The 16,899-nt window shown below is 55.4% G+C and carries 10 protein-coding genes and 4 tRNA genes; 5 read left to right on the forward strand and 9 right to left on the reverse strand.

The genetic code is table 11. The features are described 5' to 3' along the window. Positions 1-112 precede the first annotated feature (112 nt). The 4 genes from CE168_RS01505 (at position 113) to CE168_RS01520 (ending at position 1,105) form a co-directional block, all read left to right on the forward strand. Positions 113-721, forward strand: a complete 609-nt coding sequence (locus CE168_RS01505) for a GNAT family N-acetyltransferase (protein ID WP_233432610.1) — start codon at positions 113-115, stop codon at positions 719-721. Between the two features lie 85 nt (positions 722-806). Next, positions 807-878, forward strand: a tRNA-Val gene (locus CE168_RS01510). 45 nt (positions 879-923) lie between these two features. After that, positions 924-996, forward strand: a tRNA-Val gene (locus CE168_RS01515). Positions 997-1,029: 33 nt separating this feature from the next. Then, positions 1,030-1,105 (forward strand) — tRNA-Gly (locus CE168_RS01520). 279 nt (positions 1,106-1,384) lie between these two features. Here CE168_RS01520 and CE168_RS01525 read toward each other — a convergent pair. The 5 genes from CE168_RS01525 to alr all read right to left on the reverse strand — a co-directional run bounded on the left by CE168_RS01525 (position 1,385) and on the right by alr (position 8,843). Next, positions 1,385-3,397, reverse strand: a complete 2,013-nt coding sequence (locus CE168_RS01525) for an elongation factor G (RefSeq protein ID WP_099570839.1) — start codon at positions 3,395-3,397, stop codon at positions 1,385-1,387. A gap of 90 nt (positions 3,398-3,487) precedes the next feature. Then, positions 3,488-3,564, reverse strand: a tRNA-Arg gene (locus tag CE168_RS01530). Positions 3,565-3,711: 147 nt separating this feature from the next. Then, on the reverse strand, positions 3,712-4,908 hold the full coding sequence (locus CE168_RS01535) for an anion transporter (RefSeq protein ID WP_099570840.1): 1,197 nt from the start codon (positions 4,906-4,908) through the stop codon (positions 3,712-3,714). Positions 4,909-5,293: 385 nt separating this feature from the next. Beyond that, the gene (gene dnaG, locus CE168_RS01540) at positions 5,294-7,378 is read right to left on the reverse strand and encodes a DNA primase (RefSeq protein WP_099570841.1); all 2,085 of its coding nucleotides are present in this window, start codon (positions 7,376-7,378) and stop codon (positions 5,294-5,296) included. Positions 7,379-7,484: 106 nt separating this feature from the next. Next, positions 7,485-8,843 (reverse strand): alanine racemase, encoded by a 1,359-nt coding sequence (alr, locus tag CE168_RS01545; protein WP_099571162.1) that lies wholly within the window; start codon positions 8,841-8,843, stop codon positions 7,485-7,487. A 243-nt stretch (positions 8,844-9,086) separates the two neighbouring features. Here alr and CE168_RS01550 point away from each other — a divergent pair, with 243 nt between their 5' ends. Further along, a complete protein-coding gene (locus CE168_RS01550) occupies positions 9,087-10,514 on the forward strand; it encodes an amino acid permease (protein ID WP_099570842.1) in 1,428 nt (475 codons plus the stop codon). Positions 10,515-10,711: 197 nt separating this feature from the next. Here the strand turns inward: CE168_RS01550 and CE168_RS01555 are convergent, their stop codons facing one another. The 4 genes from CE168_RS01555 to CE168_RS01570 all read right to left on the reverse strand — a co-directional run bounded on the left by CE168_RS01555 (position 10,712) and on the right by CE168_RS01570 (position 16,756). Beyond that, a complete protein-coding gene (locus CE168_RS01555; RefSeq protein WP_099570843.1) occupies positions 10,712-11,248 on the reverse strand; it encodes a GNAT family N-acetyltransferase in 537 nt (178 codons plus the stop codon). Positions 11,249-11,356: 108 nt separating this feature from the next. Then, positions 11,357-11,842 carry an S-ribosylhomocysteine lyase gene (locus tag CE168_RS01560; protein ID WP_022245363.1) on the reverse strand — a complete coding sequence of 162 codons (486 nt, stop codon included), beginning with the start codon at positions 11,840-11,842 and terminating at the stop codon, positions 11,357-11,359. Positions 11,843-12,008: 166 nt separating this feature from the next. Further along, positions 12,009-13,934, reverse strand: coding sequence for a DNA helicase RecQ (recQ, locus tag CE168_RS01565; RefSeq protein WP_099570844.1), 1,926 nt, complete (start codon positions 13,932-13,934; stop codon positions 12,009-12,011). 26 nt (positions 13,935-13,960) lie between these two features. Continuing rightward, positions 13,961-16,756, reverse strand: coding sequence for an ABC transporter ATP-binding protein/permease (locus CE168_RS01570; RefSeq protein ID WP_099570845.1), 2,796 nt, complete (start codon positions 16,754-16,756; stop codon positions 13,961-13,963). Positions 16,757-16,899: the final 143 nt, after the last annotated feature.

Here is a 16,899-nt window from a genome sequence, read left to right on the forward strand (position 1 = left end):
AGCTTCCGACAATACGTCCGGTGATCCTTTCACAGTATTGCACGCTGGCGTTTCCACTGTTCGCCCATATTGAAATGTGAAGATTGGGTATACCTTGCGAGAGAGTATGCACATGCTCATTCGACATGCAACGATGGAGGATTTGGACGCGATTGAGGCTGTGGAGGCTGCCTGTTTCCCACCTGCGGAGGCCGCAACGAACGAGAGCCTGACTGCACGCGTCGCCACATATCCGGAACATTTCTGGCTTTTGATCAACACTGATGCCGATGACGATGCCTGCTTCCCCGCTTCTGTGAAAGACGGCACACTGATTGGCTTCGTCAACGGTATGACGACCAATGAGAAGGATTTGGCTGACGTCATGTATGAGGATGTTTCCCTGCACGACGAACATGGCGATTGGCAGATGATCTTCGGCGTGGACGTGGCTCCCGTCTACCAGCATCGCGGTTGCGCCAGTTATCTGCTCCGTCGCGTGATTCTTGATTCGACGATTGCCGGGCGCAAAGGCATTGTGCTGACATGCAAGGAACGTCTTGTCGGCTTTTACGCCCGTCTGGGATTCGTAGACGAAGGCACGTCCGCTTCGACGCACGGCAATGTGGCGTGGCGTCAGATGCGCTTGACGTTGGCGCAATCTCCTTCTGAAGAAACGTTCGTCGAGTCCGATCCAGACGCAAAAACCATGGAAATTCCAGTGGTTTCAATCGCTAATTGATGGCGTGTCGTTTTCTCGCAACACCACTGCGACACGCCGACGATTTGCATTCCGCCGAAAATCCACGTAAGTTAGCACTCGCTTCGGGCGGTTGGCGCAGAGGTAGCGCACTTCCCTGACACGGAAGGGGTCACAAGTTCGAATCTTGTATCGCCCACGCGAAGCGGGTAACGAAGCCGGGAAACCGGCGGAATTATCCCACGGGTGATTGGCGCAGCGGCTAGCGCACTTCCTTCACACGGAAGGGGTCATAGGTTCGATTCCTATATCACCCACTGAATTTCCGCTTCTCACGGCGGAAGTTCTTTGCGGACATAGCTTAGTTGGTAAAGCGCAACCTTGCCAAGGTTGAGACCGCGGGTTCGAGTCCCGTTGTCCGCTCCATCAAACCCCACCTCGCGTGGGGTTTTCTTTTTCCACACATCCTCAACAGGCATTCGGGGCACCCGTCTTACAAGCAACGCACCGCCTGAGGCGGTCTATCTCGCTTATGCATGGCAGATTTCGCTTTCCGTCCGGAGGCTTCTCGCCTATATATGGCACGTCACTTTCGCAAAACTGCCGAAAACAGCCACTTCGGGGGTAAAAATACGCGAGTCGTCTGCCATATATAGACGAGATAGGTGCCCAAACACCCCTAGGTGCGGGAGTTTAGAACCCTTTTTACATACACTCACCATGCCAGGCATAGTCGAGGTGCATGAATTCGGGAACCTTGTACCATTTGACCGGGTAGCCGGCTCCATGTGCGCAGAACACCGAATCCGGCGTGTTCTCCAAGTCGGATTCCGGATCGTATGCGGACTGTTCAATCACCTCGTCGGCGTTGTGGCATGGCCTGTACCCTGCGAACACGCAACTCAAATGTCCACGCCCATGCGTGTAGGCATTCACGTCCATCGCATAGTCACGCATTTGAGCGACCGGAGCCTCACCTTCAAGCACCATATACTCGCCATCGCCGGAAGGCGTGTCAAACGAACCGCTCATACGCTGAATATCGGCCATCGCATGGCCGACCATATCTTGCGGAACCTCCAAACGGAAGCCATACCACGGCTCCAGCAAACGGCAGTCGCCGCGCTCCTTCGCTTCCATCAAGCCTTGCCGAATCGCACGATACGTGGCCTGACGAAAATCGCCCCCCTCTGTATGTTTCAAATGCGCACGGCCAACCAGCAATGTGATCTTCATATCGGTGACCGGAGAACCGGTAAGCACACCCAAATGCTCACGTTCCCGGCAATGCTGCAGAATCAGCCGCTGCCAGTTACGGTCGAGCACGTCCTCGCTGCACACACTCGCGAACCGCATGCCGCTGCCGGCGAGCAATGGCTCGAGAAGCACATGCGTTTCCGCATAATGGCGCAACGGTTCGAAATGGCCGACACCCTCAATCGGATGTGCGATCGTCTCCTTATATAAGATGCCGCCCGGGCCGAATGACACGTCCAAGCCGAACCGGTCGTGCATCATCTGCTGAATGACCTCCAACTGCACCGCACCCATCAACTGCAGATGAACTTCCTCAAGATGCGGCTGCCACACCACATGCAGCAACGGATCCTCATCCTCAAGCTCGCGCAACGCAACCAAGCAGGCGTGAATATCGCACTCCCCCGGCAGCAACGTGTACGTGAGCACCGGCTGAAGCACCGGATTCGCACCGTCATGCTCTTTTCCAAGCCCCGCACCGGGAAATGTTCGAGTCAAGCCCGTGACGGCACACACGGTGCCGGCAACAACCGAATCGACCGTAGCGAATTTCGCACCGGAATACACGCGCACCTGATCGGCCTTCTCATGCCACATGCCATCGTCGCCGATTTTCGACTCGCCAAGGTCGGCGCCGACCCGCTCAGTGCCGGAAAGCATCGTCTTCGCCTTGAATTCACCGCCCGTTACCTTGAGCCATGTCAGGCGATTGCCTTGCGTATCGTGCGATACCTTATATATGCGCGCGCCGAATGCGCTGTCATACTCCGGCTCGCGCACATATCGCTCGAATCCCGCGACGAACTCGTCAATACCGTCCATTTTCAACGCGGATCCGAAGAAACATGGGAACAAGGCACGATCAGCGATCATCTCCTGAATGGTCTCATCCGGAATCGTTCCGCTTTCCAAATACGATTCCATGGCGGTTTCGCTTTGCATGGCGACGTCTTCCATACTATTGGCAAGCGTCTCGTCACCATCTTGCTCTCCGGTGAAGTCGATACAGCCGTCGGAAAAGCGTCTTTTCAGTTGCTGCAGAAGTTTCGTTTTGTCAGCTGCGGGAGCGTCCATTTTATTGACGAAGATGAAAGTGGGCACGTTGTAACGTTTCAGCAATCGCCATAACGTTTCGGTATGCCCTTGAATGCCATCAGCACCGGAAATGACCAGAATCGCATAGTCGAGCACGGCGAGGGTTCGTTCCATTTCCGCCGAAAAATCGACGTGTCCCGGAGTGTCAAGCAAAGTGAGGGTGAGATCCGGCGTGGTGATGATCGCCGGTTCGGTGAAGATGGTGATGCCTCGCTGCCGTTCCATCGTGTTGGTGTCGAGAAACGCGTCGCCATGGTCGACACGGCCGAGTTTGCGTACGTTGCCCGTGGCATACAGCAACGCTTCCGACAGCGTGGTTTTGCCGGCGTCAACATGCGCCAGAATGCCGGTGACGATTCGTTTCATGGGCTCCTCCCATTGCCCCGAGCTACCGCCGAAGCAGCAGCCGCCTATCAATATGCGAAAGCCCTTACGTCTATTGACGTAAGGGCTTGGTGGTGACCCCGGGGAGACTCGAACTCCCGACCTTGAGATTAGAAGTCACATGCTCTATCCAGCTGAGCTACAGGGCCAAACTTGATTCAGTATAGTCAGTTCGCGCGTTCTTGCCAACTTGAACGCGCGGAACAAGACCATCATACCGATGGCAAAACTATGACAACCTACCATTTCCCGACCTTGAAACGAGCGGACAGCCCGCAAAACCGGGGAGTGAAAGATCACGGTTCGATGATCCAGCTCAAACCGACCAGCACAATGAGGAACAGCACGTTCACCGCCGAGTACACAGCCAGATAGCGTCCCTTCTTGTCAGGATACTTGCGTGTCACGTTCTTGTAGCCGATCAGCGACGCCATGGATGCGATCAGCGTACCCATGCCACCAAGGTTGGTGCCGATGATCAGCGCACGCCATTGATCGCAGAAGCCTGACAGCAGCAGCGTGGTCGGCACGTTGGAGATGAACTGGCTGGACACCACGGACACTTCCAGCGGATGCGCCCCCACCAAGGAGGCGGCCAGCTCGTAGAATTCCGGCACGCGTTTCATATTGCCGATGAAAATGAAGAACATGCAGAAGGTCAGCGGCAATCCCCAGTCGATATTGCGGAACACGCGGCGATCGCAGAACAGGAATGCCACCACCACGATCACGCACATGGCCCATAGCGGAATGAAATCGCTCACAGCCAGCAAACACACGATGAACAATGCGCAATATACGATCGCGCGCCAACCTCCATAACCGGCGCCATAGCCGGTCACACGAATCTCATCCGGCCGTGGCTGGTCGGAATTCGGAGCGAGCACATTCTGTTCGATGCCGCTGCCGTCGATAGAGGAAAATTCGGAAACAGGTTTCTTGCCGAATACCACGCAGGCGATAAGCACCAGCAATACCGCCGCGGTAACGGAATACGGCGCCATAATGCCAATCATTTCAGCGGACGGCATGCCGGTCAACGCTTTCAGATACAGGTTGTGCGCGTTGCCGATTGGCGTCAACATACTGCCCACGTTCGCACCGACGGTCATCAAGGTGCCGACCAGCACCGCATGCTCCTCCATATGAGCCATGGTAAGCACCGCGATCGCGAACGGAATGAACGTAACCAACGCCACATCATTGGTGATCAGCATGCCGGAAAAATACGTGAGCGAAATCAGCGTGATCACCAATCCGCGTGCGGTGCTCACATGATGCAGCAATCGTGAGCCGATAATACGGAACACACCGATGCGCTGGAAACCGCACACCACCAGCATCAGGCAGATCAACTGCGAAATGGTGCTTGCATGAATATATCCGCCGTACTCCTTGTCGGGAGGCACGATAAAGCATGAAATAAGAGCAAGTATGGAAGCAACTACGAGAATGGTCTCGTTTTTCAGGATTTTAACGACCAATCGTCGCATTCATTCCTCCGTGAATCCAGTTTGCAAACCGTTTGCAGACCCGGGCGATTTTCTCAAGAAACGCCGTACTCACTTTACCCGAAAAATCGCATAGCACATACCTTTGGCATACGATTTTTCCGACCATTCCAACGTTTTTCAGCCACTACGCCTTACTGTTCTTTGCAATTGCAAACCGGCAAAACTGTTTTGCAATTGCAAAACACGCCGAGGGATACCGTATGTCAACTAAGAATTTGTTAAGTATTCTCACCTCGTTCACCGCATGTTCGCTGACCGTTCATACAGCACTTGGATATGCGGCAGATCCAGGTGCAAGACAAAGACGTTCGGGAGTTATCGGACGTTCTGGCACGCGGCAGACACTTAGGTACACGACAAATGTTCAGGCAACGTTATTGCCAAACACCCTCGCCTGCAGATCCTTACGCAAGGTCTCAAGTTTGGTGATCTGACCGAGCAACTCGATTTTCTCGGCACCGTCTGGCAGTTGCGCCATGCGACGCTTGTCCGCACCGATTTTGCGCATGATGCCCGTGTCAAGCAGTCGAATGATGAGTTCGGACGCGTATCTGCGCTCATCATCCGTCGGTTTGCGCAATTGCACGTTGATTTCTTGCGATTGTTGCGACGCGCGTTCCGTATCGGCGTCACTCGGCGGCAACGGCAGTTGCATGACGGCAAGCTCGTTGATCACGGATTCCAACATCGGCCCGCCTGCTTTAGTGAGATTATGCATCCACAGTCCTTGCGGGGTGTCCGCGGACGGCAGACCACCAGCGGCGGCGACTGCTTGGAACAGCGTACGGAACACGGGAGTCATGAAGCTCGACAGCGTGAGGCTGGCGAACAATGTCGGATCCACGGCAAGCGGCATCTGGATCAAGGTCGCCATGAACTGCTGTTCACAGATGAACACGGCATCGTCAATACGGTAATAGGATTGTTCCGCCGCGTCACGATGTTCCAGTGCCTTGCGCGCGGAAGGATTCGCATATGGATTCATGCCCTGATCCATGCGAGGTTCCGCCGCCGCTGCGGCATTGGCGGCAAAGCGACGTTTCGGCGCATACGCGTCCTCGTCCCGCACATTGAGTTTGCGACGGGCGTCACGTACTTCGCGCTGCATAATGTCGAGATCGACGCCGATTTGACGTACCGCCTTACGTGAATACAGGTCAAGCAGCGAACGGTCGCGAATCTGTGCGATCAGTGGCGCCACGGCCTTGACTGCCCCCATTTGCCCCGTGGTATAGGTGGTGTCGAAACGCCCGATGGCGGTTTTGATCACGAAATCATACAGAGGCTCGGCGTTCGCAATAAGCGCGCGAACCGCCTCATTGCCACGTCTGATGCGCAGATCGCACGGATCGAGATTGTCATCGGCCACGGCGACGAACGCCTGCGTCGAAAACGCGGCATCCAATCCGAACGCGTGAATCGCGGCCTTCTGACCAGCGGCATCACCATCAAAAGTGAACACGATGCGGGAACTCAACTGCTGCCCATCGACCTTCAATGGGCCAATCAGCTGCACCGCCCCCAACGAATCGTCCGCAATCAAACGACGCACGATCTTGGCATGCTCAGTACCGAACGCGGTACCGCATGTGGCGATCGCAGTGTCGACTCCGGCCAGATGCATGGCCATCACGTCGGTATAGCCTTCGACGATCACCACCTGACGTTTCTTGACGATCGCAGCCTTCGCCATGTCAATGCCATAGAGCACCTGGTTTTTGCGATACAACGCCGTATCCGGCGTATTTATGTATTTCGCGCCGATTGAATCATCCTCATACAATTTGCGTGCGCCAAAACCAAGCGCACGACCGGTCGAATCGCGAATCGGCCATGTTACGCGGCCTCGAAAATAGTCGTACACCCCATGCTGACCTTGGCGAGCCAATCCCGCGTCCAGCATCTCCTGCTGCGTGAAGCCCTTACCAGCCAGATAGCGCACCAGATTGTCCCAGCCTTGCGGAGCGTATCCGCAACCGAAACGCTGGCAATCGGCCTGGCTGAAGTTACGACCGTCAAGCAATTTGCGTGCGGCAAGCGCGTCTTTGGTCATCAGCTGCGATACGAAAAACTCCTGTGCAGCCTCATTGGCTTCCAGCAGACGGGCACGTTTCGAACCGGTATGCTCCTTCTTTGCGTTCGACTGGTCATAACGCAATTCAATATGGTATTTGTCGGCCAAAAGCTCGACGGCGTCGCGGAAGTCGACGTTCTCCTGATGCTCAACATAGCCGAACACGTCACCGCCGAGACCGCAACCGAAACAATGCCATACACCCAGCGCCGGGCGCACGGAAAAACTTGGCGTTTTTTCATCGTGGAAAGGGCACAGCCCTACATAAGCGCCAGTTCCGGAAGGCTTGAGCGAAACCGTTGCGGACACAATGTCATACAAATCGGCGGTGGCGCGAACTTTTTCGATATCTTCCTTCAAAATCATTCCTGGCATAGCTCACCACCTTAACAGCAAGCGCGGCACGTTGACCAACCATCGAACGTGCCGCGCCCACCATATTGACTTTCACGGCGTGCCTTGTTTCCCCACGCCCGTTTCCTTACAGAATGGTTGCGGGATTGAGCTTGGCGAGATCCTCGGCCGGCAGCACGTCGGTGGCGTGCTCGTACAGGCGCGGAATGCGGTTGCACAGACAGGTGAAGATCTCGTAGCTGATGGTACCTGCGGCACGACCCCAATCGTCGGCGGTCGGTTCGGCATAATCCTCGCCACGGCCCGGACCGAACAGCTGCACGGTGTCGCCCTCATGCACGCCAAGCTTTTCCGCGGAACCGTGCAGGTCAAGCATGAACTGGTCCATGCACACGCGGCCAGACACACGGTACAGGCGCGGACCTTCCGTAGTCATCACACGCACCGGACCGCCAGGCTTGGCCACATGCTTCGCGCCTTCCATATCGAAACCGGAAGCGGAACGGTGAATGCCGTCCGCATAGCCTACAGGCACGATCGCGGTGGACGTGTCCGTAGGAGTCAAGTACGTGCGGCCATAGGAAATGCCATGGCCTGCCTCCACATCCTTGACCGTGCCAAGCTGCGCCTGCAATGTCATGGCCGGCGTCAAATCATACGTGCCAGGCGTGCCCATGGCCGGATCAGCCTCATAACCATACAAGCCAATACCCGGGCGGGTGAGCTCAAAATGAATCTCCGGACGCGAAAGCGTGGCCGCCGTATTGGCAAGATGGCGAATCTCCGGTGCAATGTCAGCAACTTCCATACGACGGGTGAAATCCTTGAAATTCTCGACCTGCCTATCAGTGGCCGCCACGAATTCAGGCACGTCGGGAGCGTCGGCCACCGCCAGGTGACTCCACTGGCCGACAATATGCAGCACACCCTCCTTGGCGAGAGGCACCAGCTTGGCAAGCGCCGCATCGAACGTGGCCGGAGTGAATCCATTGCGACCAAAACCAGAATCGACCTTCACATGCACACGCGCGGTTTTTCCAAGACGACGCGCCGCGGCCGCAACACCGTCAATACCCGGCAATGAGCCTACGGAAATATCGATGTCATTGTCGATCAGCTCGTCAAAAGGCACAGCCGTGCCGTTATATACCCATGTCAGAATGTGGCAGCGGTCTGGTCCAATACCGGCCTTGCGCAGCAGCAGCGCCTCATGCGACTGCGCCGTGCCCAGCCATGTCGCGCCTCCTGCGAGCGCCGCAAGCGCAGCCGGAATAAGACCATGCCCGTACGCGTCAGCCTTGACCACACCCATCACGGCAGTGCCGGAATTCGGGCCGCCAACCACGCTCACCAAATGACGCATATTGTCTCGCAATGCGGCCATATCGACGATGGCCTGCGCCGGGTATTGCTTTTGGGCGGCCTCATAATTGGCCTTGCCTTGTTCGGATGAGAATTTCCATTCACGGGCAGCATTGAAAGTCATGGCTCTATTGTTGCGCTCCCATATGACGGCTTCGAAAAGACGCGCACACATGGTGAGACGATTCACGGGGTTTTCACGTTTTTGTCCGCGCCAGGTTTTTACACTCTCTTTACATAAGGCGCGTATACCTCCCATACATGAGGCGTTCAGCCCTTCTTTGATTTCTGGCGTTTGAGGCGTGCCAGAGTCCCGGAAATCCGTCCGGTCCAGCCCATATAAAACCACTTTTAGGGAATTAAGACCATGGATCTTTTTCGCAAAAAGTCAGTGGACCAGCTCGTATCCGAGTCAACTCCACTGAAACGCACATTGAAAACGTTTGACCTTACCATGCTGGGAATCGGCGCCATCATCGGCACCGGCATTTTCGTGCTCACCGGCAAGGGCGCCCTCACCGCAGGTCCGGCATTGTGCGTCTCCTTCCTCCTGGCCGCGATCTGCTGCGGTTTCGCAGGATTGTGCTATGCAGAGTTCGCAGCAATGGCACCAGTGTCCGGTTCCGCATATTCGTACGCGTATTTGGCGTTCGGCGAGCTGATCGCATTTGTGATCGGCTGGGATTTGATTTTGGAATACGCATTGCAGGCGGCCACCGTGTCCGCCGGATGGTCCGGTTATTTCAACAAACTGTTGGAAGGTTTCGGCTTGCATCTGCCAGTTGAGCTGACCGCGGCATACGGCACCACACCAGGCGTAACCACATACTTCAACCTGCCTGGTTTCGTAATCGTGCTCATCATCACTTGGGTGCTGGCCATTGGCATCAACCAGACGAAGAAAACCAACGATATTATGGTGATGATCAAATTGGCCATCATCGTGCTGTTCATCGTGTGCACCGTCTGGTACATCAATCCTGCCAATTGGAAGCCGTTCTCCCCGTACGGCATTTACACGTTCCAGCCGGGCTCGACGCAGCCGTACGGCATTGTTCCGGCGGCGTCGATCGTGTTCTTCAGCTTCATCGGCTTCGACGCCGTCTCCTCCTCCGCCGAGGAGACCATCAATCCGAACAAGACACTGCCACGCGGCATTCTTATTTCGTTGGCCGTGTCGACTGTGCTGTACATCATCATGACGCTGATTATGACCGGTGTGGTGCCATACAAGGAGTTCGCGAAATTCATTGACGCTCCGGTGGCCGGCGTGATTCTCGAAACCGGCCTCAACTGGCTGGCGTTCATCGTCAATCTTGGCGCTCTGATCGGCATGACCACGGTGATGCTGGTGCAGCTGTACGGCCAGTCCCGCATCTGCTACGCCATGAGCCGCGACGGCCTGTTCCCGAAGTTCTTCGGCGAAGTGCACCCGAAGTACCGCACCCCCTACAAGGGCACCTGGTTCTTCGGCATCCTGACGGCCATCGCCGGCGGTTTCATCAACATCAACGTATTGTTCGAATTGGTGAACATCGGTACGCTGTCGGCGTTCATCATCGTGTCCGCAGGCATTCTGTGGATGCGTAAGACCCAGCCGGACGCACACCGCGGCTTCCGCGCTCCGGGCGTGCCGTTCACGCCGATCTGCGCGATCATTTTCTGCTTCATTCTGATTTGCGGTTTGAATTGGGAGACCTGGGTGCGTTTCGCAATCTGGTTCGCCCTTGGTTTGATCGTGTATTTCGCGTACAGCCGCAAGCATTCCGCATTGAACAAGCCAGGACTGTTCTAAAAACCGGTAATACTGTTGCTTTCGACATATCTTTCATAAAATATATCGAAAGCAACACAATCGGATATAAAAATCCCGTTGAACATCTGAAATATGATATTCAACGGGATTTTTGTTTCTCAATATCGCAGATTATCTGTGATTATTTGCAATGAAATTTATATTGATTGATATCAATCCATACAAATCCGCAAATCTCACCATTCATGACGCTGATAGGCGATACGAGTGGTATCGAACGGCCTGTCAAGCAACTGAATCAAGCCGCAGCGCGCAAAACCATTCGATTCGAGCACATGCTGCATGGCCTTGTTGTTGGGATGCGTATCCGCACGCACATTGCCGTAATGTTCGATGCACCAGTTGATGCAGTCCTTCGCCGCACCCTTGGCGAGACCCGACGAGGCAATCCGGTGGATGGTCACATACGGATCATCATCCAGCCAGGCACCATCGATATTCACATACGTCGGGTCGATGCCCGGACACAATGCGAACTGGGCGAGCACACGTTCCTCGCCATCAACCGTATCAACAAGCAGCACAGTGCGTTGCGATTCGATATCGTCACGAACCACTTCCTCACGCGGGAACTTATCACCCCACTGCGTGGGATTGCCATTGGAGGCCATCAACTTGCGGGCATGCTCATAAATCTTCTGCATGGTCGGCCAATCAGCCATAGTGGCGCGGCGGAACCGCCGTTCAGAAGTAATGACGCTCTCCTCACCCATCTCGTTCACCTTTGCATCGCCTTGTCTTCTTCCGAGCGTTAAAAATACCATGCCCACGGCACAGTGTTCGCAATATGCCCGAAAAGCAGACTTGCAACCGCACGCGAATCAGACCAGACGGCGCTCAAACGCGTCAGAGCTGATGCCCTTGGCAAGAATATCCTTGCACCATTCCTTCGCCGTGAACAGGCTATGGTCGCGGTAATTGCCGCAGCTTTCGATGGTGGTGGCAGGAACGTCATCCCATGTGGCCTCATATGCGATGAATTCCAACGCCTCCTTCAACGCGCGCGCCACTTCTTCCGTGGAATGCTCACCCCACGTCAGCAAATGGAAACCGGTACGGCAACCGAACGGGGAGCAATCGATATAACCGTCGATACGTTCCCGCAACAGCACCGCAATCGTATGTTCGATGGTGTGCAGGCCACCGGTCGGAATCGCATTCTCATTCGGCTGCACCAAACGCAAATCATAATTGGAAATCACATCGCCATTCGGACCGGTCTGCGTGTCGATATAGCGCACATACGGAGCCTTCACCTTGGTGTGGTCGAGCTGGAAGCTTTCCACAACCGGCTTGTCTTCTGCCATCATCAATCCTTTCTTCAACAACCGTTCGTCTCTACTGTCGCCGTTTTGCCGGCATACGTCAACCGCACCGCCATACATGTTGCCGATAATGCGTTACACATCATATACAACGTATGGTTTTGCAATAATCGATACGATTATTCTTCAAGCTGATACGTCACATGATTCATGCAACGAAATCGCGGATCACTTCCATGAACCGTTCGCCATACGCTTTCAATTTAAGCGCGCCCACGCCGTTGACTTGCGAAAACTGCTCGCCAGAGACCGGCCTGATACGCACCATGTCGCGCAACGTTTTATCGGAAAAGACGATATACGGGGGTTTACCGAGTTCGCGGGCGATGTCAAGCCGCAACGCACGCAGCTTGGCGAACAATTCCTCGTCTCCGTCGCCCGGCACATATGCCCCCATGGCCTGAGAACCTACGGACGGCGATTCCGCACGTTTCGCAGCGTGCTTCCGTTCGATCTTCTTGATTTCATAATGAAAATTCGGCGCGACCGTTTCCGCCGCACGTTCACCGAAGCGAACAATCGGCATGGAGCCTTCCGAAATGGAAAGAAAACCATCCGTCGCCATCTGGCTGAGCACGTCACGAATCCGCGCCTCCGAAGTCGCGCTCAACATGCCGTACGTCGGCAGATCGGCAGGATGGAGATAATTCAAATCCTGCGCTTTCGACCCACGCAGCACTTTGACGATCTTCCCCGAACCGACCTTCTGGTTCACGTCATGCACGCAGCGGCTGATGGCCCGCGCGATCTCAGTAACATCAACGGTTTCAAACGTGTGCTCGCAGTTCGCGCATCCTCCCACGCATGCGCCGTCATCACGGACGGCCGCTCCCCCGGCCTCACCGAAATACCTGGTCATATACTCGTGCAGACAATCCGTGGTACGGCAATAACCGATCATGGCGTTGAGCAGACGCCGTTTCGACGCGCGCACGACCTCCTGCTCTTCGACGGTCAAACGCTCGTTCTCATAATCCGAATCAAGCAGCCTTCGCCTCGTAGCAATATCAGACTCGTTCCACAGCAACGTGCACCGGCTAGGCTCGCCGTCACGCCCCGCACGACCGGCCTCCTGATAGTACGCTTCGATCGATTCCGGCATATTATGGTGAATCACATAACGCACGTTCGACTTGTCGATTCCCATGCCGAACGCATTCGTGGCAACCACCACAGGCACACGGTCGGTTACGAAATCACGTTGCGCCCGCTCCCTCGTTTCGGCCGACATACCGCCATGATAGGCGACTGCGACCGTGCCGATTCGCGTCGCATCCTCACCTTTCGCCGCACGCAGCTCGCGCACGGCGATATTTAATGATTCGGCAAGCGACTCCACTTCCTTACGTGTCGCGCAATACACGATGCCGGATTCGTCAGGATGATCCGCAATATATGAAGCCACCCACGAAGCCTTATGTTTCCTTTCCATCCTGATCACGTCGAAATACAGGTTGGCCCTGTCGAAGCCGGTGACGGCGACGGACGGATCACGCAATCCGAGAATTCCGATAATATCGCGGCGTACCCGTTCCGTCGCGGTCGCAGTGAACGCGGCAACCGTCGGACGGGTCGGCAACGCCTTCAGAAAATCGCCGATGCCAAGATATGACGAGCGGAAATCCTGACCCCATTGCGACACACAATGCGCTTCGTCAACGGCGACCAGCGAAATTGGCACACGACTGGCGAACGTGCGAAAACGTTCGGTTTCCAAACGTTCCGGAGCCACATACAGCAGTCTGATCCGTCCCGACAACGCCTGTGCGAACACCAGATCCTGTTCGTCGGGACTTTGCGTGGTATTGATGAACGCGGCTGAAATGCCCACGTCGTTGAGCGCGTCGACCTGATCGCGCATCAACGAGATCAACGGGGAAATGACGATGGTCATGCCCGGAAGAAGCGTGGCGGGAATCTGGTAACAGATCGACTTGCCAGCACCGGTGGGCATGACACCGAGCGCATCACGGCCTTGGATAATCGCATTGACTATGCCTTCTTGACCAGGACGGAAGGCGTCATATCCGAAGTAGGTGCGTAGGGCGTCACGCGCCGACGTAAACTCTGTCATACGCAGCAGTCTAGTATCCACCGCCTCTACTCGGTGCGGAGGGCGGTGGCGGGATCCTGCTTGGAGGCGCCACGACTTGGGATGAGGCCGCCGATCAGGGTGAGCACTACGCTGAGAATCACCAGAGCGATGGCATTACCGACCGGCAGCACGGCACTGACCTCGGTGGTACCCATGAAGTGGTGCAGCACGCTGTTGATCGGGAAGTTGAGCAGCACGGTGGCACCAACGCCGATCAGACCGGCCAGAAGGCCGATAATGCCGGTTTCCGCGTTGAATACGTTCGACACATTGCGTTTGGATGCGCCCATGGCGCGCAGAATACCGATTTCCTTGGTACGTTCCAGTACGGAAATATAGGTGATAATGCCGATCATGATCGACGAGACCACCAATGACACAGCCACGAAAGCGATCAGCACATAGGTGATGACGTTGATGATGGTGGTTACCGAGTTCATCATCAGACCAACGTAGTCGGTGTAGGTGATCTTGTCTTTTTCCTTGGCGGTCTTATTGTATTCGTCGATGGCGTCGTTGATGGAATTCTTGTCTTCGAAGCTGTCGACGTAAATGTTGATGGAGCTTGGTGCGTCACGGCTGACCACGCCGAAATCAGCGAGATTATCGTTGTAGGAGCCGGTGGACACGTACTGGTTGTAGATGGCGACCAGCGTGGCCTCGTCGGCGGTGGCGATATAGGCGTCGAATTGGTCGGCGAGCTGCTGTTCGCCCATCTGAGCCATGGCCGCGGCCTGCTGGGAGTCACCTCCGGATGCGCCTGCGGCCGCCATCATGTTCTGCGCCATCTGCGCCTTGCTGCTTACGCCGAGGGATGCGACGTAATCGCGGGCATCCTGGGCCTTGGTGGCATCGTCGGACGGCGAGAACGTCATGCCGTTGAGTACATTGTGGTCTTTATCGGACTGCTGTTCGGTGACGATTTCACTGGATTCGGCACGGTCGATCAGCTCATTGGTCAGAGCACGCGTATAGCCCACACCGGAGGAAAGCGGGGTTGCGTCAGCATCCTCTACCGGCTTGACCACGCCCACGATCTTCAGATCGATGGCCTTGTCGGAGTCGATCAGCGCGTTAATCTGGTCCACATCGTCGCCCGCGTACGTCCAATGGCCGTTATCGCCTTTGACATACTGGTCGCAGGCCGGCAGCAGCTTCAGCGTGCGGTCGATAACGTCGGAATAGTCAATCTTCTTGGTATCGGTTTTCACATCGTCGCCGGAATTGAGCTGGTTCATCATATCGTGGTATTCACTGGCGGATTTGAGGCCTAGCTCATACACAGTGGTTAACGACAATGAATTGTTCTTGTCAAGTACGAGCACAACCTCGTTCTTGTTCTTTGGCCAGGATCCTTCGACTACCTCATAATTGTCGGAAATGACCTTGCCGACGTTCTTTTTGCCATCAGCGCTTGGCATGATCTCATGGAACGAGCTCGGTGCAGCATTCTGGTCGGTTTTACCCGTGAGCATGCTCACGCGCGTCGACGTAAAGGTGGACGAGTCGGCAGACATCAGCGAACCATCCGCCATCTGGTCGGCCATCGATTTGGTGCCGGTTTTGCCCACCGTCACACCATCGGCGTTGACAAGCGTGCCGTCTGGATCGTGCGAGAACACGGAGAACCTCGTATCATACGAATACTGGATTCCCGCGGAACCGATATACCGATTGATGTCACTGTCCTTATTATCAAGGTATTTCTTGAACGCGCTCAGATTGTTTTCGGTAATGCTGCTGGTCATCGAAGCGGTGCCCTTGATGGCGGCATCATCCGGATAAATCGCGTCGCTCTTATGCTTCTGGCCTTGATTGTCCGCACTCTGCTGACCGGAAGTCATCATGCTGGTCAGGTCGAAGGTCTGTTCGTCGATACTGATCGGGTAAGCAGTCATCGTCTCGCGCTGAATATTGTCGATATAAGTGTTCACGCCTGCCGAAACGGACATAATCAATGCGATGCCGATAATGCCGATGGATCCTGCGAATGCCGTAAGGAAAGTACGGCCCTTCTTGGTGCGTAAATTGTTGAAGCTCAATGCCAACGACGTGCCGAACGACATGGATGCGCGGCCCATGGTCTTGTGCACGGGAGCGGTGGCCGTTTCGTTCTGGGCTGGTTCGAACGGGTCGGAGTCGGAACGGATCACACCGTCCTTGAGCTCCACAATGCGCGTGGCATACTGGTAGGCCAGTTCGGGGTTATGCGTCACCATCACCACGAGGCGGTCTTTGGCAACCTCTTTGAGCAGATCCATGATCTGCACGGAAGTGTCGGAATCAAGCGCACCGGTCGGCTCGTCGGCGAGCACGATGTCCGGATCGTTCACCAATGCGCGCGCAATGGCCACGCGCTGCATCTGACCGCCGGAAAGCTGGTTCGGCTTTTTGTTGACATGCTCGCCCAAACCCACTTGTTCAAGCGCCTTGCGCGCACGCTCTCGACGCTCCGAATGCGATACGCCCGAAATGGTTAGGGCAAGTTCCACATTCGACAGAATGGTCTGATGGGGAATGAGATTGTAGCTCTGGAACACGAAACCGATGGTGTGGTTGCGATAGGAGTCCCAATCGCGGCTTTTGTATTGTTTGGTGGAAATGCCGTTGATCACCAGATCGCCGGAATCATAGTGGTCAAGTCCGCCGATGATGTTGAGCAGTGTGGTTTTGCCGGAGCCGGAAGGTCCGAGAATGGCCACGAATTCGCTGTCACGCAGGTTCAGGCTGACGTTATCCAGCGCCCGCTGCACGAAGTCGCCGGTTTTATACTGTTTGGAGATGCCTTGAATTTGCAGCATGCCGCCTCGTCTCGATAATCATGGGCGTTCGATTCCACAGAGAATGCGCTTGTAAATGAACACGAACGTTGTCGAAAGTATTATATGGTAAAACCCTCGCCATAAGCAGATTCGAAAAGCATAATATACGCTTTTGGCAAATC

This window comes from Bifidobacterium sp. N5G01 (assembly GCF_002742425.1).
Taxonomy (GTDB): domain Bacteria; phylum Actinomycetota; class Actinomycetes; order Actinomycetales; family Bifidobacteriaceae; genus Bifidobacterium; species Bifidobacterium hominis.